The following is a 21,928-nucleotide window of genomic DNA, read 5'->3' on the forward strand; positions in this document are numbered from 1 at the left end:
CGACCTTCGCCGACCGGGCACGACGGCGAAAGCCCCGATGCGAAGCTGTGGACAACGTCGGCGGGGTTCGGAACAGCGCGGGGAGGCCGGGAGCCGCGCAGGTGGGCGACCCGGTGCGTCGGCGGCCCGGATCAGCCGGGGTCGGCGGGTTCGTGCGCGGTCCGGCTCACCTGGCGGGCGGGATGCGTATACGGGGGCGGATACGCACCCCCGCCCGACAGGCGAGATGAGCGGACGCGGGGACTCGCCTTCACAGGGGGAGAAGGCCGCCACGCGGGGTTGCCGGTCCCGGGGGGGTGAGGACCGGGTCCGCTCTCTGGTGAGGGTCGGCGAAGAGACGTGCTCTCGCGACCACCGGAAGGCACACGGACGTCATTCGGCGAAGAGGGATACCACCGGAACGCGAAATGGGGCGCGTACGGCGGAGGCGCGAAGCGGGCGGCCCGCCCTCTTGGGAACGACGGGACAGACGTTACCACGGAGAGTTCCGTATCGGTTCTGGAATCAAGGGCAAAAATTCGGGTCAACCGCCTTTTCGTCGCCGGAACATCGGCGTAGAAAGAAAGCAGTCGGTGGCTGAGAACCACCCCGACACGACAACCGGGAACCCACGCGCCACTTGGCCCCGTGAGGCCCGTCTAGATCGGACAGGCTGATGTCCTGCCTGGTCAGACTAGGGAAATGGACGCCTGCTAACCCGGCGGAACGTGTCGGAGGCGGCGCCCCGGGAGACAGGACGGGGCGCCGTTCGTCCTGTGCGCACGCAAGGGCCGTGCCACCCCCGCCCCCTTGTGGAACCGGCAAGCGTGATCGAACCGATACTCTTCCTGAACCTACCGGTCGGTAAATAAACGATTAGTGTTCAACATTTCGGTCGCGCACAGTTGCCGACCGTCAAAAGTTGTTGCCCTTTCCCGGCTTCTCCGTGCGCCTCGCACAACCCCGCGTACCGCCGAGGCCTCCGGTCCGTCCGTGGGCCCCGCGCTCCCCCGGGCGTCTCCGAGGCGTCCGGCCCGGAAACCGGCGCCCCGCGCTCAGCCGCGCTTGAGGGCCTCACAGGTGGCCAGCGAGTCCTGCGCCCCCGCGCGGACCGCGCGGCAGCAGTAGGCCACCCACTCGGCGACGCCCTCCGGGGTGCCGCCCATGTAGCCGCGCAGCGCCGGCCCGTACTCGTCCCGCAGCGTCCGGTGACCGAGCTCGGAGGGCACCAGCGACTTGGGGTCCAGGCCCCGCTCCACCAGCGTCAACCGCTCGGCCGCGCGCGCCACCAGGCCGTCGCCCCACCCGAACGGCCGGACCGCCATCAGCTCCCCGTGCACCAGGGCCGACATCACCAGCGCGGGGACCGACGTGCGCGCGCCCAGCAGCGAGTACAGACCCTCCAGCCGAGCCATCGCCGCCTCCGGGGCCGGGGCCGGACCCAGCCCCAGGGGGTCCTCGACGCGTTCCCCGGCCCTGCGGGGGCGGCCCAGCGCGTCCGCGGACACCGCGTCCGCCGCGGCCAGCGTGTGCAGCCGGGCCAGGGCCTGGCGCGGCGCCCTCGGCCAGGTGTCCACCAGGCTCCCCAGCTCTCCGGACACCCGCAGCGCGCCCTTGACGCGCGTGTCGTACACGTGCCCCTCGCGGATCTCCTCCATCGAGACCTCGGCGCCCTCCAGCGCCGCCGACGCGACCGCGCCGCGCAGCGCGGACTCCATGGACACGTCGCTGCTGCGGCGGCGCAGCACGCGGTGGCCCAACAGGCGGTCGACCAGGGTCCGTGTCTCGGCGACCGCGTCGGCCACACCGGGCAGCTCGGCGATCCGGGCCAGCGGGTCGGACACGGGGGAAGAAGTCGGTTCGCTCACGGAAAACAACACTACGCGCCGGTAACCCGGGAGGCCCACACCGGCGGGCCGGGTCGGCGGTCCGCGCCGACGGCAGCGCGCGAACCGGTCCCCGCGACCGCTCGTCGCGGCGGGGCGACCGTTCGCCGCCCGTTCGTCGCGCGCCCGGCCTTCCCCGCCGCTGGACGCCACCCCGCCTGTTCACGGGGTATCGCACGACATGATTAATTGGGTGTGAACCAGCCTACGTAAGGAGAATCACAGTGGCCGACAGCACTCCCGCGAGCCAGGAGACACTGTCCAACCTTCTCCACGAGACGCGCAGCTTCCCTCCCCCGGAGGCGCTCGCCGCCGACGCCAACGTCAAGGCCGACGCCTACGCCAGGGCCGACGAGGACCGTCTCGGCTTCTGGGAGGAGCAGGCCCGCAGGCTCCAGTGGGAACAGCCCTGGGACACCGCCCTGGAGTGGAACCCGCCCTTCGCCAAGTGGTTCGTCGGCGGGAGGATCAACGCCTCCGTGAACTGCGTGGACCGGCACGTGGCCAACGGCCTCGGCGACCGGGTCGCCTACCACTGGGAGGGCGAGCCCGGCGACACCCGCACCATCACCTACGCCGAGCTCAAGGACCTGGTCTCCCAGGCGGCCAACGCCATGACCGGACTCGGTGTGCGCAAGGGCGACCGCGTCGCCATCTACATGCCGATGATCCCCGAGACCGTCGTGGCCATGCTCGCCTGCGCCCGGCTCGGCGCCGTCCACATGGTCGTGTTCGGCGGCTTCTCCGTGGACGCCCTGGGCCAGCGCCTCGACGACAGCCAGGCCAAGCTCGTGGTCACCGCCGACGGCGGCTACCGCCGCGGCAAGGCCAGCGCCCTCAAGCCCGCCGTGGACGCCGCCGTCGCCGACCGCCCCGCGGTCGAGAACGTCCTCGTCGTCCGCCGCACCGGCCAGGACGTCGAGTGGACCGACCGCGACGTGTGGTGGCACGACGTCGTGGAGTCCCAGAGCACCGAGCACACGCCCGAGGCGCACGACGCCGAGGACCCGCTGTACATCATGTACACCAGCGGCACCACGGCCAAGCCCAAGGGCATCCTGCACACCACCGGCGGCTACCTCACCCAGGTCGCCTACACCCACTGGGCGGTCTTCGACCTCAAGCCCGAGACCGACGTCTACTGGTGCGCCGCCGACATCGGCTGGGTCACCGGCCACTCCTACATCGTCTACGGCCCGCTCGCCAACGCGGCCACCACCGTCCTGTACGAGGGCACCCCGGACACCCCGCACAGGGGCCGCTTCTGGGAGATCATCGAGAAGTACAAGGTCACCATCGCCTACATGGCCCCCACGGCGATCCGCACCTTCATGAAGTGGGGGGACGACATCCCCGCCAAGTTCGACCTGTCCAGCCTGCGCGTCATCGGCTCGGTGGGCGAGCCCATCAACCCCGAGGCCTACGTCTGGTACCGCAAGAACATCGGCGGCGACCGCACGCCGGTCGTGGACACCTGGTGGCAGACCGAGACCGGCGCCGTCATGGTCAGCCCCCTGCCGGGCGTGACCTCCGGCAAGCCGGGCGCGGCCATGCGGGCCATCCCCGGCATCGTCGCCGACGTCGTGGACGAGCAGGGCGAGTCCGTCCCCGACGGCGAGGGCGGCTTCATCGTCATCCGCGAGCCGTGGCCGTCCATGCTCCGCGGGATCTGGGGCGACCCCCAGCGCTACAAGGACACCTACTGGTCGCGCTTCGAGGGCCTGTACTTCCCCGGTGACGGCGCCAAGAAGGACGCCGACGGCGACCTGTGGCTGCTGGGCCGCGTGGACGACGTCATGCTCGTCTCCGGCCACAACATCTCCACCACCGAGGTCGAGTCCGCGCTGGTCTCCCACCCGCGCGTGGCGGAGGCCGCGGTCGTCGGCGCCACCGACAAGGTCACCGGCCAGGCCATCGTCGGCTTCGTGATCCTGCGCGGCGGTGAGGAGGAGGTCCCCGAGGACCTGGTCCAGGAGCTGCGCAACCACGTCGGCACCTCGCTCGGCCCGATCGCCAAGCCCGCCCGCCTCCTGGCGGTGCCCGAGCTGCCCAAGACCCGCTCGGGCAAGATCATGCGGCGCCTGCTGCGCGACATCGCCGAGAACCGGGCCGTCGGCGACACCTCCACGCTCACCGACTCCTCGATCATGGAGGTCATCGCCAAGCAGCTGCCCTCCGCCAAGCGGGAGGACTGAGCCGAGGGGCCCCGCGCCGGGCCCCTCGTCCACCGGTGAACGGCGCCCCGGTCCGGGGCGCCGTTCGCTGTCTCCCCTCTCCCCCCGCGTTCCCCGGTTCGGGGACCCGCGCCCGCCGCCCGTGTGACCGAAGGCGGCGGCGCCGTTGTGCGTGCCGTGAGAGACGTCCGAGACGGGGTATGTGCGAGGATGCGGAGGATCATCCGTGCGTTCGGACCGAGAGAAGGGAACCTCCACGATGGCGGAGAAGCCGGGTACCGGTGGACCTGGCGCCACCAGGGACACCGACCGTTCGATCAGCGAACTGGTCTCAGACGCCACGGGCAACATCTCCCGTCTGGTCAGCCTGGAGATCAAGCTGGCCAAGCTGGAGGCCAAGGCCGACGCGGCCAAGATCGGCAAGGGCGTGGCCGGTTTCGCCGTGGTCGGGGTCCTCGCCCACATCTTCGTCATCCTCCTCTCGGTGACCGTGGCCTTCGTCCTGTACGAGGTCGCCGGGCTCCCCGGCTGGGCCAGCTTCGGCATCGTCACCCTCGTCTACCTGCTGCTCGCCGCGGCCGTCGGTTTGTACGCGCTCGCCACCCTGCGCAAGCGGGAGGGCCTCCAGCGCACCGCGCTGACCACCTCGCGCCTGGCCGGCATCCTGCGCGGCGACATCCGCCCGCCCTCGAACGCCGTCGAGACCGCCGAGGCGTCCGCTCCCGCGGCCCGGTAGGCCCTCGCGTTGTTGGACGACTCGGCCGCCTACGTCGACGGCCCCTGGACCCACAGGACCGTCAGCGCGGCGGGGGCCCGGTTCCACGTCGCCGAGGCCGGTGACGGGCCTCTGGTGCTCCTCCTCCACGGCTTCCCCCAGTTCTGGTGGGCCTGGCGTGCCCAGCTGACCGCGCTCGCCGACGCCGGTTACCGCGCGGTCGCCGCGGACCTGCGCGGCTACGGCGCCAGCGACAAGACCCCGCGCGGCTACGACCTCGTCACCCTCGCCCAGGACGCCGCCGGACTGGTCCGCGCCCTCGGCTCACGGGACGCGGCCGTGGTCGGGCACGGCCTGGGCGGCCTCGTCGCCTGGACGATGACCGCCTACCACCCCGGCACCGTGCGCGCCCTGGCCGCGGTGTCGTCGCCGCACCCGCTGCGCGCGGCCCGCGTCCTGGCCTCCGGCGGTCCCGGCGTCCGCCACATGCTCCGGGCACAGCTGCCGGTCCTCCCCGAGCACCGGCTCCTGAGCGACGGGTGCGAACGCGTGGGCGACCTGCTCCGGGCGTGGTCGGGCCCCGGCTGGTCCGACACCGAGGCCGAGGAGCGCTACCGCCGCGCCTTCGCCATCCCCAAGGTCTCCCACTGCTCCCTGGAGAGCCACCGCTGGATCTTCCGGTCGCGGTGGCGCGCGGACGGACTCCGCTACAACGCGCGGATGCGCCGTGCTCCCGTGCGCGTCCCCGTCCTCCAGCTCCACGGGACCCTCGACCCGGTGTGCCCGCCCGGACCGGCACGCGCCTCACGGGGCGCGGTGACGGGGCCCTACCGTTGGAGGCAGGTCCACGGCGCGGGACACTTCCCGCACGAGGAACGACCGGAGGAGGTCTCCCGCGCGCTCGTCGAGTGGCTCGCGGAGGTCTCGGCGGTGAGGCGGACGGAGTCCTCGCAGGCGAGGGGGAACGGCGGTGAGGCACTGATGGCGACGGAGACCGCGGACGGGCACCGGGAGTCCGGGGGCCGCGGAGGCGGGCGGGACCGCAACGAGACCGGGCAGGCGCAGAACCAGCGCCCCCGGGACCGGTACGGGCGCCCGATGCCGCACGGGAGCCGGGGCGAGGTGGAGCGGGTCCCCGACGACGCCGAGTTCTCCGCGGAGGAAGGTCTGGACGAGGCCCAGAGGCTGCTCGACCAGGGATACGCTTTCACCGCCCACGAAGTCCTCGAAGCCGTGTGGAAGTCCGCGCCCGACCCCGAGCGGGAACTGTGGCGCGGCCTCGCCCAGACGGCCGTGGGGGTCACCCACGCGCAGCGCGGCAACATGGTCGGCGCGGCACGTCTGCTGAGGCGGGGCGCGGACCGCGTGGAGCCGTTCGGACCGGACGCCCCCCACGGGGTGGACGTGGCGGGGGTGGCGGCGTTCGCCCGCGCCCTGGCCGACGACCTCGACGCCGGGCGCGCCCGCCCGGGCGACGGGATCGACCCTTCGGGGATGCGCCTGCTCGGCCGGTAGCCGCCGAGCAGCGTGTCCTCCGGCCGACGCGGCAGGTGTTCTTCGGTCGCCGGCGCACGCGTCCGCGACTCCCGCCGCGGACCGGTGGCGGACCCCGCGGAAGGCCCCGTGGCACCAGCACCTCCTGTGACCAGTGAGGTCTGTGTGACCTGCGGGGCTGATTCCCTTTTTGTGGGCTTATGCACGCTTTAGCGTTAACATCGCATTACGGCATTATGAGATGTTATGTAAGCTGCATATCACCGAAAAAGGCATTTATCCTTTTTCTGAGATCACCGGAAGATCACATCTTCGGATTTTCTTGAGGAATGGCGGGTTCGGCTCTCACCTTTCTTTGTCGCCGTGCGTAGACTCCCCGGATCACCGCCCGTGAACACGCGGCACGGGCGGTACGCACCACAACCAAAGGTGGCACCGCTTCGACCCCGCCAAGCGTGCCGTCGGGCCAGCTCAGGCTCCTTCCGGACGGCGGTACGTCCACGACCGCGAGGACCGGCGCCCACAGGGCGAGCCGTTCCGCGCGTTCTCCCGTGGACGGGGCCGAAAAGGTCGTGCCCGTCTCAAGGAGGACGGATTGTCTGGGCTCAACCTCGCCGCTGAAGGCGGCATGGCCCTATCACTGGCAGGCACCGACTTCACCCTCGTCATCATCGTCATGGTGGTGGCCCTTCTGGCACTCGCCGTCGCGGGCGTGCTGGTACGTGAGGTCCTCGCCGCAGGGCAGGGCACAGAGCGAATGCGCGGCATCGCGCTCGCGGTGCAGGAAGGAGCGGCGGCCTACCTCAAACGACAGTTCCGCACCCTCGCGGTCTTCGTCGTCCTAATCCCGCTCCTGCTGCTCCTGCTCCCCGCCGACTCGTGGGCCATCGCGATCGGCCGGTCGGTCTTCTTCGCCCTCGGCGCCCTGCTGTCGGCGGCGACCGGATTCATCGGCATGTGGCTCGCCGTGCGCGGCAACGTCCGGGTCGCCGCGGCCGCCCGGGGCGGTGACGAAGCCTCCAACCGCACCGCCATGCGCATCGCCTTCCGCACCGGCGGAGTGGCGGGCATGATCACCGTCGGCCTCGGCCTGTTCGGCGCGGCCGTCGTCGTCCTCCTCTACCGGGGCGACGCCCCCATCGTCCTGGAGGGCTTCGGCTTCGGCGCGGCCCTCCTCGCCATGTTCATGCGCGTGGGCGGCGGCATCTTCACCAAGGCCGCCGACGTCGGCGCCGACCTCGTCGGCAAGGTCGAGCAGGGCATCCCCGAGGACGACCCCCGCAACGCCGCCACCATCGCCGACAACGTCGGCGACAACGTGGGTGACTGCGCCGGCATGGCCGCGGACCTGTTCGAGTCCTACGCGGTCGTGCTCGTCGCCTCGCTGATCCTCGGCCGCGTCGCCTTCGGCACCGAGGGACTGGTGTTCCCGCTCCTCGTCCCCATGATCGGCGTGCTCACCGCCATCGTCGGCATCTTCCTGGTCGCCCCCCGCGCCAAGGACAAGACGGCGATGTCGGCGATCAACCGCGGGTTCTTCATCTCCGCGGCGATCTCCGCCGTGCTCGTCGTCGGCACCGCCTTCTGGTACCTGCCCTCCAGCTTCGACCAGCTCTCCGGCGTCAGCCCGCAGGTCCTGGCCGAGATCGAGGAGGCCGGGACCAACCCGGACCCGAGGATCCTCGCGGTCGTGGCGGTCCTCATCGGCCTCGTGCTCGCCGCCGCCATCCAGCTGCTCACCGGCTACTTCACCGAGACCGACCGGCGCCCCGTCCGCGAGATCGGCGACAGCTCCGAGACCGGCGCGGCGACCGTCATCCTCTCCGGCATCTCCGTCGGCCTGGAGTCGGCCGTCTACTCCGCCCTCCTCATCGCCGGAGCCGTCTACGCCGCCTTCCTGCTCGGCGGCGGCTCCATCACCCTGAGCCTGTTCGCCGTCGCCCTCGCCGGAACCGGACTGCTCACCACCGTCGGCATCATCGTGGCGATGGACACCTTCGGCCCCGTCTCCGACAACGCCCAGGGCATCGCGGAGATGTCCGGCGACGTGGAGGGCCCGGGCGCGGAGATCCTCACCGGGCTCGACGCCGTCGGCAACACCACCAAGGCCATCACCAAGGGCATCGCGATCGCGACCGCGGTCCTGGCCGCGACCGCGCTCTTCGGCGCCTTCCGCACCTCCGTGCAGGCCCAGCTCGGCGACGCCGACGAGGCGTTCTCGCTCTCACTGGACCAGCCCGACGTGCTCGTCGGCGTCATCATCGGCGCCAGCGTGGTGTTCTTCTTCTCCGGGCTCGCCATCATGGCGGTCGGCCGGGCGGCGGGCCGCGTGGTCATGGAGGTGCGCGACCAGTTCCGCACCCGCCCGGGGATCATGGACGGCACGGAGAAGCCCGAGTACGCGCGCGTGGTCGACATCTGCACCAAGGACTCGCTGCGGGAGCTGGTCACCCCGGGCCTGCTGGCCGTCCTCGCGCCGATCGCGGTCGGCTTCGCCCTCGGCTACGCCCCGCTGGGCGCGTTCCTGGGCGGCGCCATCGCCGCGGGCGTGCTCATGGCCGTCTTCCTGTCCAACTCGGGCGGGGCCTGGGACAACGCAAAGAAGCTCGTCGAGGACGGCCACCACGGCGGCAAGGGCTCGGAGGCCCACGCCGCCACGGTCATCGGCGACACGGTCGGCGACCCCTTCAAGGACACCGCGGGTCCCGCCATCAACCCCCTGCTCAAGGTGATGAACCTCGTCGCCCTGATCGTGGCGCCCAGCGTGGTGATCTACGCCGACAACGTCGTCCTGCGGGCGGGGATCGCGGTGGCGGCCGTCGCCGTGCTCGTCGGCGCGATCCTGTGGTCCAAGCGCCGAGGGGGAGGCACCGAGACCGACCTCGCCGAGACCGGCGGCCGGTCCGCGCCCAAGGGCGCCCCGGAGACCGGAGGCGGAGCCTCGCCGAAGGGTGAGGTCTCCCCCGCCGGGGACGGCGGTGTCGGCGGGGACACCGCGGACGGCGCCGACGACCGCAAGGAGGAGGCCCGCGCAGGAGAGGGGAAGTAGGAGGGAGCACCGACCTCCGCGGCCGCCCGGGCAGCCCCCGGGCGGCCGCGCCCGTGTCGGGGCGGGGCCTAACCTGGGAACACAGCCGAGCGAGCGAAGGGGTGGTTCCCGGTGTCCGGGATGAAGGGACTGTTCGTCATCGTGGGTGTCATGGTGGCGTTCATCGTGGCCCTCTCCGTCGTCGCGACGGTGGTCTCCCCGTGAGCGGCGCGCGGAGGCTGCTGCTGATGCGGCACGCCCAGGCCGAGAACGGGTTCGAGGACTTCGAGCGCGGTCTCACCGACCGGGGCCGGAGCCAGGCCGAGGCGGTCGGCCGCCTGCTCGCCGAGCGGGGGTACGTGCCCGACCACGTCATCTGCTCCGCGGCCCGGCGGACGCGGCAGACGCTGGACGGTGTGCTCGGGGCCATGGAACCGGGGGTCCGTCCGGAGGTGGACTACTCCGAGGCGGCGTACTCGGCTGGGGTGGACACACTCCTGGAGCTGGTGAACCAGGTGGACCCCGACGCGGGGACGGTCCTGGTCGTCGGGCACAACCCGACGGTGGCCCAGCTGGCCGGTGCCTTCCTGGGGAACCCGGTCGCCTATCCACCGGCCACGGTCGCGGCCGTCGAGCTGGAGGTGGAGTGGCTCTACGCCGCCCCGGGGACCGGTTCCGGCACACTGCTGAACTAGTGTGACCCACGACACGCAAACTTCGAGTTGCCAGACCCCCGGACCGCGGGTAATGTACTCCGAGTCGCCACCGAACGGCCCAGGGCCGCGAGGGGCTGCGACACCCTTCCGAGCGAAACGAACGCGATTTTTCGCGGGCGTGCCGGATACCCCTTCTTCCTCCGAATCACTGTTCCGAGCACTGCTTCGGTTCGGGTAGGCTCGGAGGGCGCTTCCAAGGAAACACGGAAGCGGAACAGGAAACGGGCTTTACCCCGATCAGAAACACCCCAAACCGCCGATTTGGCGGGGTGCGGAACACCTGATAAAGTAAAGACACAACAAAGCGGAAACGCACAACGCCTTCGGCGGAAAAGCTCACAGCAGCTTGTAAGCGAAGAGCGGTTGTTTCTTGAGAACTCAACAGCGCGTGTTTGATTTTCTTTAAGCCATGTTTGTTTTGGCCCCGTCACACAGAACCATCACGGTTCGTGTGCGGAGGTTCCTTTGATTAGCCGGGGTAACCCGGTTGGTCAGGATTACTTCTAGGTTTACCCGCCCAGACCTTCACGGTCGGGTCGGGTTGAGTGACCTTTATGGAGAGTTTGATCCTGGCTCAGGACGAACGCTGGCGGCGTGCTTAACACATGCAAGTCGAGCGGTAAGGCCCTTCGGGGTACACGAGCGGCGAACGGGTGAGTAACACGTGAGCAACCTGCCCCTGACTCTGGGATAAGCGGTGGAAACGCCGTCTAATACCGGATACGACCCGCCACCTCATGGTGGAGGGTGGAAAGTTTTTCGGTCAGGGATGGGCTCGCGGCCTATCAGCTTGTTGGTGGGGTAACGGCCTACCAAGGCGATTACGGGTAGCCGGCCTGAGAGGGCGACCGGCCACACTGGGACTGAGACACGGCCCAGACTCCTGCGGGAGGCAGCAGTGGGGAATATTGCGCAATGGGCGAAAGCCTGACGCAGCGACGCCGCGTGGGGGATGACGGCCTTCGGGTTGTAAACCTCTTTTACCACCAACGCAGGCTTCCAGTTCTCTGGAGGTTGACGGTAGGTGGGGAATAAGGACCGGCTAACTACGTGCCAGCAGCCGCGGTAATACGTAGGGTCCGAGCGTTGTCCGGAATTATTGGGCGTAAAGAGCTCGTAGGCGGCGTGTCGCGTCTGCTGTGAAAGACCGGGGCTTAACTCCGGTTCTGCAGTGGATACGGGCATGCTAGAGGTAGGTAGGGGAGACTGGAATTCCTGGTGTAGCGGTGAAATGCGCAGATATCAGGAGGAACACCGGTGGCGAAGGCGGGTCTCTGGGCCTTACCTGACGCTGAGGAGCGAAAGCATGGGGAGCGAACAGGATTAGATACCCTGGTAGTCCATGCCGTAAACGTTGGGCGCTAGGTGTGGGGACTTTCCACGGTTTCCGCGCCGTAGCTAACGCATTAAGCGCCCCGCCTGGGGAGTACGGCCGCAAGGCTAAAACTCAAAGGAATTGACGGGGGCCCGCACAAGCGGCGGAGCATGTTGCTTAATTCGACGCAACGCGAAGAACCTTACCAAGGTTTGACATCACCCGTGGACTCGCAGAGATGTGAGGTCATTTAGTTGGCGGGTGACAGGTGGTGCATGGCTGTCGTCAGCTCGTGTCGTGAGATGTTGGGTTAAGTCCCGCAACGAGCGCAACCCTTGTTCCATGTTGCCAGCACGTAATGGTGGGGACTCATGGGAGACTGCCGGGGTCAACTCGGAGGAAGGTGGGGATGACGTCAAGTCATCATGCCCCTTATGTCTTGGGCTGCAAACATGCTACAATGGCCGGTACAATGGGCGTGCGATACCGTAAGGTGGAGCGAATCCCTAAAAGCCGGTCTCAGTTCGGATTGGGGTCTGCAACTCGACCCCATGAAGGTGGAGTCGCTAGTAATCGCGGATCAGCAACGCCGCGGTGAATACGTTCCCGGGCCTTGTACACACCGCCCGTCACGTCATGAAAGTCGGCAACACCCGAAACTTGCGGCCTAACCCCTTGTGGGAGGGAGTGAGTGAAGGTGGGGCTGGCGATTGGGACGAAGTCGTAACAAGGTAGCCGTACCGGAAGGTGCGGCTGGATCACCTCCTTTCTAAGGAGTCTTTACAGGTCGGCATTACTTCTACAGCCGGCCGGACTCGAAAGTGGACCTGGTGCTGCGTGCAGTATCCAGGATGGCTCAAAGACAAATCGGACTTGACCTCGGGCGACTAGAAGCGTCCGGGGGCGCGCTGTTGGGTGTCTGAGGAAGCAACCTCCGGCTGGGGCCTTTTCGGTTCTGGTCGGGTGTTGGTTCCCGCGGACCGCCTCTGAGAACTCTCAGTTGTCGTCAGGACGAGGATCCTGGTGGTGTGAGTGGTGTCGGGGTGTGCGGTTGGTGTTTTGATTTGTGAATAGTGTGCGCGAGCATCTTATTATCTGTAGTGGCCAAGTGATAGTGGCACACGGTGGATGCCTTGGCACCAGGCGCCGATGAAGGACGTGGGAGGCCGCGATAGGCCACGGGGAGCTGTCAACCGAGCTGTGATCCGTGGGTGTCCGAATGGGGAAACCTAGCCCGAGTTGTGTCGGGTTGCCGCCACCTGAATGTATAGGGTGGTTGGTGGTGACGCGGGGAAGTGAAACATCTCAGTACCCGCAGGAAGAGTAAACAACAGTGATTCTCCTAGTAGTGGTGAGCGAACGGGGAAGAGGCTAAACCGCAGGCGTGTGATAGACGGCAGTCGTTGCGTGTGCGGGGTTGTGGGATGCGTCTGTCTGGGTCTGCCGACTCAGAGCGCTGAGTGGTTCTTGTAGCTGAAACCGTTGGGAAGCGGTACCGGAGTGGGTGAGAGTCCCGTAGGTGTAGGAAGAACCTAGGTGTTGGACGTATTCCCGAGTAGCGCGGAGCCCGTGAAAGTCCGTGTGAATCTGGCAGGACCACCTGCTAAGCCAAAATACGTCCTGGTGACCGATAGTGCACTAGTACCGTGAGGGAAAGGTGAAAAGTGCCCCGGTGAGGGGTCGTGAAATAGTACCTGAAACCGTGTGCTGTCAAGCCGTCAGAGCTGAAGCTTGTCTTTGGTGATGGCGTGCCTTTTGAAGAATGAGCCTGCGAGTCATGGTGTGTGGCGAGGTTAACCCGGGTGGGGTAGCCGTAGGGAAACCGAGTCTGAATAGGGCGTTGGAGTCGCATGCTGTGGACCCGAAGCGGAGTGATCTACCCATGTCCAGGGTGAAGCGGGGGTAAGACCTCGTGGAGGCCCGAACCCACCAGGGTTGAAAACCTGGGGGATGAGGTGTGGGTAGGGGTGAAAGGCCAATCAAACTCCGTGATAGCTGGTTCTCCCCGAAATGCATTTAGGTGCAGCGTCGCGTGTTTCTTGCTGGAGGTAGAGCTACTGTTTGGCTGATGGGCCCGACAAGGTTACTGACGTCAGACAAACTCCGAATGCCGGTCAAGTGAAGCGCGGCAGTGAGACTGCGGGGGATAAGCTTCGTAGTCGAGAGGGAAACAGCCCAGATCATCAGCTAAGGCCCCTAAGCGTGTGCTAAGTGGGAAAGGTTGTGGAGTTGCTGAGACAACCAGGAGGTTGGCTTAGAAGCAGCCATCCTTTAAAGAGTGCGTAATAGCTCACTGGTCAAGTGGTTCTGCGCCGATAATGTAGCGGGGCTAAAGCACACCGCCGAAGCTGTGAAGCTCAGGACTAGATTCCTGGGTTGGTAGGGGAGCGTCGTGCGTCCGGTGAAGCTGCCGAGTGATCGTGTGGTGGAGGGCGTGCGAGTGAGAATGCAGGCATGAGTAGCGATAGCAACGTGAGAAACGTTGCCGCCGATTGACTAAGGGTTCCTGGGGCAGGTTAATCCGCCCAGGGTGAGTCTGGACCTAAGGCGAGGCCGACAGGCGTAGTCGATGGATAACGGGTTGATATTCCCGTACCCGTGCACGAGCGTCCAGTACTGAATCAGGTGATGCTAACCACGCTGGTTCTTGGTGGTTCCTTCGGGAACTGCCTCTGAGCTGGTCTGGGAACCGAGCTTGTAGTAGGTAAGTGATGGGGTGACGCAGGAGGGTAGCTCTACCCGGCGGTGGTTGTCCGGGGGTAAGCGTGTAGGCTGAGAGGTTGGCAAATCCGCCTCTTATATGAGCTGAGACGTGATGCCGAGCCGTTTTTGGTGAAGTGAGTGATCCCATGCTGTCGAGAAAAGCCTCTAGCGAGTTCGTGTGTGGCCAGTACCCTAAACCGACGCAGGTGGTCAGGTAGAGAATACCGAGGCGTTCGGGTGAACCATGGTTAAGGAACTCGGCAAATTGTCCCCGTAACTTTGGGAGAAGGGGAGCCCTGTCTGGTGACGGATCTTGCATCCTGAGCTGGGTGGGGTCGCAGATAGCGGGGGGAAGCGACTGTTTATTAAAAACACAGGTCCGTGCGAAGTCGTAAGACGCTGTATACGGACTGACGCCTGCCCGGTGCTGGAACGTTAAGAGGACTGGTTAGTGGGGGTTCGCCCTTGCGAAGCTGGGAATCTAAGCGCCAGTAAACGGCGGTGGTAACTATAACCATCCTAAGGTAGCGAAATTCCTTGTCGGGTAAGTTCCGACCTGCACGAATGGCGTAACGACTTCCCCACTGTCTCAACCATGGGCCCGGTGAAATTGCACTACGAGTAAAGATGCTCGTTTCGCGCAGCAGGACGGAAAGACCCCGGGACCTTCACTATAGCTTGACATTGGTGTTTGGGATGGTTTGTGTAGGATAGGTGGGAGCCGGTGAAGCTGTCACGCTAGTGGCGGTGGAGGCGTTGGTGAAATACCACTCTGACTGTTTCGGGCATCTAACTTTGGACCGTGATCCGGTTCGGGGACAGTGTCTGGTGGGTAGTTTAACTGGGGCGGTTGCCTCCCAAAGAGTAACGGAGGCGCCCAAAGGTTCCCTCAGCCTGGTTGGTAATCAGGTGTTGAGTGTAAGTGCACAAGGGAGCTTGACTGTGAGACGGACGTGTCGAGCAGGAGCGAAAGCTGGGACTAGTGATCCGGCACCGGCGTGTGGAAGCGGTGTCGCTCAACGGCTAAAAGGTACCCCGGGGATAACAGGCTGATCTTCCCCAAGAGTCCATATCGACGGGATGGTTTGGCACCTCGATGTCGGCTCGTCGCATCCTGGGGCTGGAGTTGGTCCCAAGGGTTGGGCTGTTCGCCCATTAAAGCGGCACGCGAGCTGGGTTTAGAACGTCGTGAGACAGTTCGGTCCCTATCCGCTGTGCGCGTTGGAGACTTGAGAAGGGCTGTCCCTAGTACGAGAGGACCGGGACGGACGAACCTCTGGTGTGCCAGTTGTCCTGCCAAGGGCATGGCTGGTTGGCTACGTTCGGGAGGGATAACCGCTGAAAGCATCTAAGCGGGAAGCTTGCTTTGAGATGAGGTCTCCTGCCTCCTTGAGGGGGTAAGGCTCCCTATAGACGATGGGGTTGATAGGCCGGGTGTGGAAGCCTTGTGAGGGGTGGAGCTGACCGGTACTAATAGGCCGAGGGCTTGTCCGCTGCAGATAATTGGATGTTCGCGCACACTTTTCACGGAGCTTGCTGCTCGCTGTGATTCCTTGCTCCTTTGTGGGGGTCGGTGGAGTCGGGTGGGTGGTGTGTGGTTTCCGTGGTGGTTATTGCTGGAGGGTCACACCCGGTCTCTTTCCGAACCCGGTCGTTAAGTCTCTTTGCGCTGATGGTACTGCCCTGTGGTGGGGTGGGAGAGTAGGTCGCTGCCACGGTTTTTTGTGAGAGGGGGGTCGCCTGTTGGGGCGGCCCCTCTTTTTTTGTGTGGGGGTGGGGTTGCCGGGGAGGCTTCCTCACCCCCTTTTTTTTTGTGGGGTTGTTTGTGCGTTTGTGAATGTGGGGGTGGGTGGGGGTGTGGGTCCTTGGGTGGGCCCCCTGTGTTCCAGTGAACCGGGTGCGGGGGTGGGGGTGCCAGGGCCTCTTGCAGGCTGTGGACAAAAGGCCCCGCTCCCGGGTGCGGGAGCGGGGCCTGGTGGTTCCGGGGATCCGGTCGGAGACGTCAGTCGGGCAGCACCGCACTCGACACCGGCTCGATCTGGCCCCGCATGTCCGCGGCCTCGATCTCCTCCCGGGTGATCCCGAGGATGAACGCGATCGTGTCCAGGTAGGGCACACTCACCGAGGTGTCGGCCTGCTGCCGCACGACCGGCTTGGCGTTGAACGCCACGCCCAGCCCCGCCGCCTGCAGCATGTCCAGGTCGTTCGCGCCGTCGCCCACGGCCACGGTCTGCTCCAGCGGCACACCGGCCTCCGCGGCGAACCGCTCCAGGGTGGTCGCCTTGCCCTTGCGGTCGATGATCGGCCCCACCAGTTCGCCGGTGAGCTTGCCGTCGACGATCTCCAGGGTGTTCGCGGCGGCGTAGTCCAACCCGAGGCGCTCCACGAGCACGTCCGTGAACTGGGTGAAGCCGCCGCTGACGATCCCGCACTCGTAGCCCAGGCGCTTCAGGGTGCGCACCAGCGTCCTGGCGCCCGGTGTCAGCTGGATCTCCTCGCACACCTTGGGAATGGCGGAGGCGTCCAGGCCCCTCAGCAGCATCACCCGGCGGCGCAGCGACTCCTCGAAGTCCAGCTCGCCGCGCATGGCCTCCTCGGTGACCCGGGCGACCTCGTCCGCGCATCCGGCGTGCGCGGCCAGCAGCTCGATGACCTCGCCCTGGATCAGCGTGGAGTCCACGTCCATGACGATGAGGTGCTTGGCCCGCCGGTGCAGGCCGCTGGGCTGCACGGCCACGTCCACCCCCTGGGTGGACCCCTCCATGGCGAGTTCGGCGCGCAGCTGGTCGGCGTCACCGCCGGAGATCTCCATCTCCACGGAGGTCACCGGGAAGCTGGACAGCCGCTCGATCCGGTCGATGTTCGCGCCCGCGCGCGCGACGCACGAGGTGAGGGCGCCCAGGGCGCCGGGACGCAGCGGGTCGGCCAGGACGGTCACGTGCAGCCGGTCGTGGACGACCGCCTTCACACGGCCGTTGTCCTTCCCGCCGCTCTTGCCGTAGCCGACCTCCATGTCGAGGTCGATGGCGGTCTTGTCGAGCGCGTTGCGGACCTCCTCGAAGACCCGCGAGGGACTCACACCGGGAGCCACCCGCTCGTCCACCTCCAGGACCGCGCCCAGCACGAGGCGGCCCGCGAGGACCACCTGTTCCAGGTCGGCGATGGTCACCGGAAAGACGGAGAGGGTGCTCAGCAGACGGGCACTGATGCCCGGACGGTCGTGGCCGGTCACCGTCACCAACAGCGTGGATTTCTCATTCATGGCGGTGTCCACGGTACTCGGCCGTCCCGGAGGGGCGTCGCGCAGGGCCGACCCTTTTCCCAGCTAGTTCACTATGTGGACAGCTGTAGGCGCGACGTGCGTCACCTGTCCTTCCGACTCTTTTTCTTTCGCTTGGGGCCCTTGGCCTTGACGTCCACCCCGCCCAGCATGCAGGTTCCCGTCAGACGGACGACCGGGGCGTTCGGGTCGGTGACCTGGTCCGTTCCGTGCAGATCGGCGCCGCCCAGGATCCCGGACGTGTTGTTGATCACCCTGACCCCGTGGGGCACGACGATGTCCACGCCGCCCATGATCACCGCGACCTGGACGGTCACCTCGTGCTGGCTGAGCACAGCCTCGCGCAGGTCCAGTTCCACCCCGCCGCACAGCACGGACACGTTCGTGCGCGGCTCGACCAGCCAGCGGCCCTTGCGCTCGCAGCCGCCGAACACCGCGACCAGGTTCTCCGAACCCTTGCTCTGTCCGGCCAGGTCGCGCGCCTCGCTGCCCAGGATCTCCATGCCGCTGGGCGCGTCGGAACGCCGCTCCATCGACGCGTAGTCGTACCCGTGGCCGGGTGCGGGCAGGTCCTCCACGATGGGGCCGAGCTCGCCCATGGTCTTGGCCTTGTAGAGGGTGTCCAGCCGCTCCTCGTGCTCGACTGGTGTCAGCCGCCCCTCGGCCAGGGCCTCGCGCAGCCGCTCGGCAACCTTGTCCCGGTCCGCGTCGGAGGCTCGGATGTGCTCGGGCTGCATGATGACGGGTCTCCTCGTTCCTTCCGTGGGGCCGGGGATCCGGCCGACCACACAACCAGTATCGGTATTCTCCGCCTCCACGGGATCAGGTAACGCCCCTGGCCCGACCCCGAGAATTCCGCTCCCCGTCCCAGGGTGTTCCCGCCCCCCTCCAGAGTGGCCCGCGATCCCACGCGGAACAACCCCCGCCCCGCCCCCGCTCAACGCCTCCGCGTCCGGCCGGACCGACGTCCGGCCGGACGCGTGCCGGGGCCGGGCACGGGACCGCGGGGTGGTGCGCACCGCAGGGCCGCGGTGGCGGGGACCCCAGGACGGTTCCGGGGCCCGCACCATGGAGGGCGCCCCGCCGCCCTCCCTAGCGTGGCCGCATGACTCCCGACCCACGCGCCCGCCCGCATCCGGACCCCCGCCCGGGGCCACGCGGCGGACACCGCGTCCTCAGCGTCCTGGGGGCCGCCGCGCTGCTGCTCCTGCACGCGGCCCCCGCCTCCGCCGAACCCCTGCGGACCCCGGCCCCCGCCGCGGTCGACGCCCTCGTGGAGGAGTACCGGGAGGCCACCGGCCTTCCCGGCGCGGCGGTGGTCCTGACCCACGGCACGCAGGTCGTCCACGCGGAGGGGTACGGCACCACCCCCGGCGGGGAGCCCGTCACCGAGCACACACCCATGGCCGTGGCCTCGGTGAGCAAGTCCTTCACCGCGCTGGCGGTCCTCCAGCTGGCCGAGGCGGGAGAGCTCGGCCTGGACGACCCGGTGCGGGAGCACCTGCCCGAGTTCACGACGGCCGACCCCCGCGCGGCGCGGATCACCGTCCGCCAGCTGCTCGACCAGACCTCCGGCATGTCCGACTCCGAGTTCGCCTCCTACAGCCGGGGCCGGAGCACCCTCACACTGCGCCAGTCCGTCGAGGACCTGCGCGACGCGGGTCTGGCCGCCGAACCCGGTACGCGGTGGGAGTACCACAACCCCAACTTCCAGGTCGCCGCCCGCCTGGTCGAGGTGGTCGGCGGACGGTCCTTCGCCGACCACCTGGACGAGCGGGTCCTCTCGCCGCTGGGGATGGACGACACCACCACCGTCGACACCGACCTCGACCTTCCGCCCAGCGCGCGCGGCCACATCAGCGTGCTCGGCCTCCCGTTCCCGGCGGACGAACCCCCCGGGTTCGGCAACGGCTCGGGCGGCGTCCTCAGCACCGCCGCGGACATGGGCGCGTGGCTCGTCGCCCACAGCAACGGCGGTCGGGGCCCCGGCGGGGAGCGGATCCTGTCCGAGGAGGGGATCGAGGCCCTGCACACCCCCTCACCGGTCTCCGGGGGCTCCTACGCCCTGGGGTGGTCTTTGGACCAGACCCGTTCGGGGGCGCCGGTGGTCGAGCACAGCGGCAACCTGCTCACCGCCACCGCGCACCAGGCGCTGCTGCCCGAGAGCGGTCACGGTGTGGCGGTCATGGCCAACAGCGGGTCGGCGGGCAGCGGAGCCTCCGCCCTGGCCGCCGCGCTCGTGGAGCTGATCGACTCCGGGCGGGCGCCCGCTACGCCGACGGGCACGGTGGTGCTGGTCTCGGACGCCGTCCTGCTCGCCCTGGGCACCGCCGCCGTACCGCTCGCCTGGCGCGGCGTCCGGCGCGCGGGTGACTGGGCCCGTGCGCGCGGGGGACGCCCGTGGTGGGCCGCGGCGGCGCGCCTGCTGCCCTACGCCGCGCCGCCGCTGCTTCTGGCGGTCCTGCACGAGGTGGTCGGGTGGCTCTACCGGGGCAGGGACGTGGCGTGGTTCCAGGTGCCCTACCTCTTCACGTCCTTCTGGGTGGCCCTTGTCATACTCGCTCTGGCCTGCTCGGCGGTCGCCTCGGTCCGCGTCGTCCGTCTGGTGTCGGTGCGCCGTGGGACAGGCGGTGCCGGCGGGACAGCGGAGCGCGCGTCGGGCTGAGCGGCGGGGGCCGCCCGGTCGCCCGGGGACGGGCACGGCCGTCCCCGGCTTCCCGTCCGTTCCCGGACCGGGGCCCGGTGCCCGCGTCCCGGCCGCTCCCGGGTCCGCTCAGCGCCCCGGCACGCCCCGGTCGGACGGGTCGATCGCCCCGTGCGCGGCCACCAGGGCCCTGCGCACCGCCGCGTCGAGCCTGCGCAGCCCCTCGGAGCGGGCCGTGGCCTGGTGGGCGGTCAGTCCCCGTCCCGACGACGGCTCGGCCAGCTCCACCACCCCGGCCAGCCGGGCCGCCTGCTCCGCCACCCGGTGCGCCCGGGGCGGGTACCCGCGCGCCAGAGAGGGCGGGCCGCCGTCCAGGTCGCCCAGCCGACGGTGCACGTCCGGTGCGAACGGGGCGACGTCGTCCACGCCCTCCATGGCCTGGACGGCCTCGATGAGGGCGAGCTTCAGCGCCTGTTCCGCCTCGGCCAGGCCGGGTACCTGCGGCAGCGCGTCGTTCGCCGGATACGGTGTCCACGAAACGCCCACATAGGATGAACCACGCCGGTCGGCGGAGGGCACCAGGCCCACCTGCCGGTCGGCGAGCCGCACCAGCACCCCCTCCCGCGCCTCGACGGCGGCCTGGTTGAGTTCCTTGGGGCCCACGAGCCCGAGGGGATCGCCCCAGGTGGGCAGGGCCAACCGGAAGGCGGACAGCCCCAGGCCGCGCAGCCGTGTCAGTGCGGCCCGCAGCGGTACGCCGCTGTCGAAGGGCAGGTCCACTGCCGGTACTGTCCCGATCAGGTTGGGACCACCGCGCCGCTCGACGGCGTCGACGGCCTCGTCGAGGCCGACGTGTCCGGCCAGCCAGGCGTTGCCCCAGGCGACGAGTGGTGCGGACGAGAGATGCATTGCTTCAGGGTAGGGCGGCCCGTGCACCGGCGTGGGACGTGACGTGAGGGAGGACGATGGACGGGCGTGTTCTGGGCCTGAGCGGGGTCACGGTGCGGAGGGGCGACGCCCATCTGCTGGACGGGGTGGACTGGACGGTCCTGGAGGGCGAGCGCTGGGTGGTCCTGGGCCCCAACGGTGCGGGCAAGACCACGCTGCTCAACGTGGCCTACAGCCAGACGCATCCGACCGCGGGCGAGGTGGAGATCCTCGGTGAGCGGCTGGGCCGGGTGGACGTGTTCGAGCTGCGTCCGCTCATCGGCTACGCGGGCGCCTCGGTGGCGTCGCGGATCGAGGAGGGCACCGAGGTCCTCGACATCGTGCTGAGCGCCGCCTACGGCTACGTGGGCCGCTTCCGCGAGGAGTACGGGAACCCGGACTACGGCCGGGCCCGCGCCCTGCTGGGCCACTGGGGCGTCGCCGACCTGGCCGACCGCCGGTTCCACACCCTCTCCGAGGGCGAGCGCAAGCGCGTGCTCATCGCCCGCGCGCTGATGTCCGACCCGGAGCTGCTGCTCCTGGACGAGCCCGCCGCCGGGCTGGACCTGGGCGGCCGTGAGGACCTGGTGCGCCGTCTGGGGAGCCTGGCCCGCAACGAGGCCGCGCCCGCGCTGGTGGTGGTGTCCCACCACGTGGAGGAGATCCCCGCCGGGACCACGCACGCCCTGCTGCTGCGCGGGGGCTCGGTGGTGCAGGCCGGTCCGATCGACGGGGTCCTGACCGCGGACCACCTGTCGGAGACCTTCGGGCTCGCGCTGAAGGTGGAGAGGGACGGCGAGCGCTGGAGCGCCCGGGCCGTCTGAGGGTCCGGGACGCCGGGGGCTGGCGGTACGGGTGCGCCGGAGTCCGTCCGGGCGGATGCCCCGCCCCGGGGTCCGGGCGTGCGGACACCCGGCCGTCCGGGCAGGTGTTCCGTCCGTACGCATGAGCCTCCGACGTCAGAATCCCTCTTATTGGATTGCATTAACGGAGCAAATGTATTGACCATAAACAGTGTTTCTGTCCGGATGTGGTCGCCCCGGCACATATGGGGTAGCGTCAGCGGA

11 protein-coding genes, 3 rRNA genes and 1 pseudogene are annotated in these 21,928 nt (G+C 68.3%); 11 read left to right on the forward strand and 4 right to left on the reverse strand.

The features are described 5' to 3' along the window. Positions 1-1,034: 1,034 nt before the first annotated feature. A complete protein-coding gene (locus tag EV372_RS11550; RefSeq protein WP_130395997.1) occupies positions 1,035-1,847 on the reverse strand; it encodes a Fic family protein in 813 nt (270 codons plus the stop codon). A gap of 242 nt (positions 1,848-2,089) precedes the next feature. Between EV372_RS11550 and acs the strand changes: the two genes are divergently transcribed. The 9 genes and pseudogenes from acs (at position 2,090) to rrf (ending at position 15,728) form a co-directional block, all read left to right on the forward strand. Further along, positions 2,090-4,060: an acetate--CoA ligase gene (acs, locus tag EV372_RS11555; protein ID WP_130395998.1), complete on the forward strand. Its 1,971-nt coding sequence runs from the start codon at positions 2,090-2,092 to the stop codon at positions 4,058-4,060. A gap of 238 nt (positions 4,061-4,298) precedes the next feature. Further along, complete coding sequence (locus EV372_RS11560; RefSeq protein ID WP_130398880.1) at positions 4,299-4,775, forward strand: phage holin family protein; 477 nt, start codon at positions 4,299-4,301, stop codon at positions 4,773-4,775. A 114-nt stretch (positions 4,776-4,889) separates the two neighbouring features. Beyond that, positions 4,890-5,639 (forward strand): annotated as a pseudogene (locus tag EV372_RS29410) (alpha/beta fold hydrolase); the annotation flags it as partial. Positions 5,640-5,735: 96 nt separating this feature from the next. Beyond that, positions 5,736-6,269 carry a DUF309 domain-containing protein gene (locus EV372_RS29415; protein ID WP_253797570.1) on the forward strand — a complete coding sequence of 178 codons (534 nt, stop codon included), beginning with the start codon at positions 5,736-5,738 and terminating at the stop codon, positions 6,267-6,269. Positions 6,270-6,876: 607 nt separating this feature from the next. After that, entirely contained in the window at positions 6,877-9,297 is a 2,421-nt protein-coding gene (locus EV372_RS11570) for a sodium-translocating pyrophosphatase (RefSeq protein WP_130398882.1), read from the forward strand. A 200-nt stretch (positions 9,298-9,497) separates the two neighbouring features. Beyond that, complete coding sequence (locus EV372_RS11575; RefSeq protein WP_130395999.1) at positions 9,498-9,971, forward strand: SixA phosphatase family protein; 474 nt, start codon at positions 9,498-9,500, stop codon at positions 9,969-9,971. Between the two features lie 572 nt (positions 9,972-10,543). Beyond that, a 16S ribosomal RNA gene (locus EV372_RS11580) occupies positions 10,544-12,076 on the forward strand. 332 nt (positions 12,077-12,408) lie between these two features. Next, a 23S ribosomal RNA gene (locus EV372_RS11585) occupies positions 12,409-15,505 on the forward strand. Positions 15,506-15,612: 107 nt separating this feature from the next. Beyond that, positions 15,613-15,728: ribosomal RNA gene (rrf, locus tag EV372_RS11590) — 5S ribosomal RNA — on the forward strand. The 16S, 23S and 5S rRNA genes sit together here, the layout of an rRNA operon. A 284-nt stretch (positions 15,729-16,012) precedes the next feature. Here rrf and serB read toward each other — a convergent pair. Together serB and EV372_RS11605 are read right to left on the reverse strand one after the other, a co-directional pair. Continuing rightward, positions 16,013-17,272, reverse strand: a complete 1,260-nt coding sequence (gene serB, locus EV372_RS11600) for a phosphoserine phosphatase SerB (protein WP_130396001.1) — start codon at positions 17,270-17,272, stop codon at positions 16,013-16,015. Positions 17,273-17,373: 101 nt separating this feature from the next. Continuing rightward, positions 17,374-18,027 (reverse strand): DUF1707 SHOCT-like domain-containing protein, encoded by a 654-nt coding sequence (locus EV372_RS11605; RefSeq protein WP_130396002.1) that lies wholly within the window; start codon positions 18,025-18,027, stop codon positions 17,374-17,376. Positions 18,028-18,395: 368 nt separating this feature from the next. On the opposite strand from EV372_RS11605, the gene EV372_RS11610 reads away from it, so the two are divergent. Next, positions 18,396-19,955 (forward strand): serine hydrolase domain-containing protein, encoded by a 1,560-nt coding sequence (locus EV372_RS11610; RefSeq protein WP_130396003.1) that lies wholly within the window; start codon positions 18,396-18,398, stop codon positions 19,953-19,955. Between the two features lie 108 nt (positions 19,956-20,063). Here EV372_RS11610 and EV372_RS11615 read toward each other — a convergent pair whose 3' ends face one another. Further along, on the reverse strand, positions 20,064-20,843 hold the full coding sequence (locus EV372_RS11615) for a hypothetical protein (protein ID WP_130396004.1): 780 nt from the start codon (positions 20,841-20,843) through the stop codon (positions 20,064-20,066). Positions 20,844-20,899: 56 nt separating this feature from the next. Here EV372_RS11615 and EV372_RS11620 point away from each other — a divergent pair, with 56 nt between their 5' ends. Beyond that, positions 20,900-21,685: an ABC transporter ATP-binding protein gene (locus EV372_RS11620; RefSeq protein ID WP_013156327.1), complete on the forward strand. Its 786-nt coding sequence runs from the start codon at positions 20,900-20,902 to the stop codon at positions 21,683-21,685. Positions 21,686-21,928 lie beyond the last annotated feature (243 nt).

The sequence above is a fragment of the Nocardiopsis sp. CNZ308 genome, from assembly GCF_004217075.1.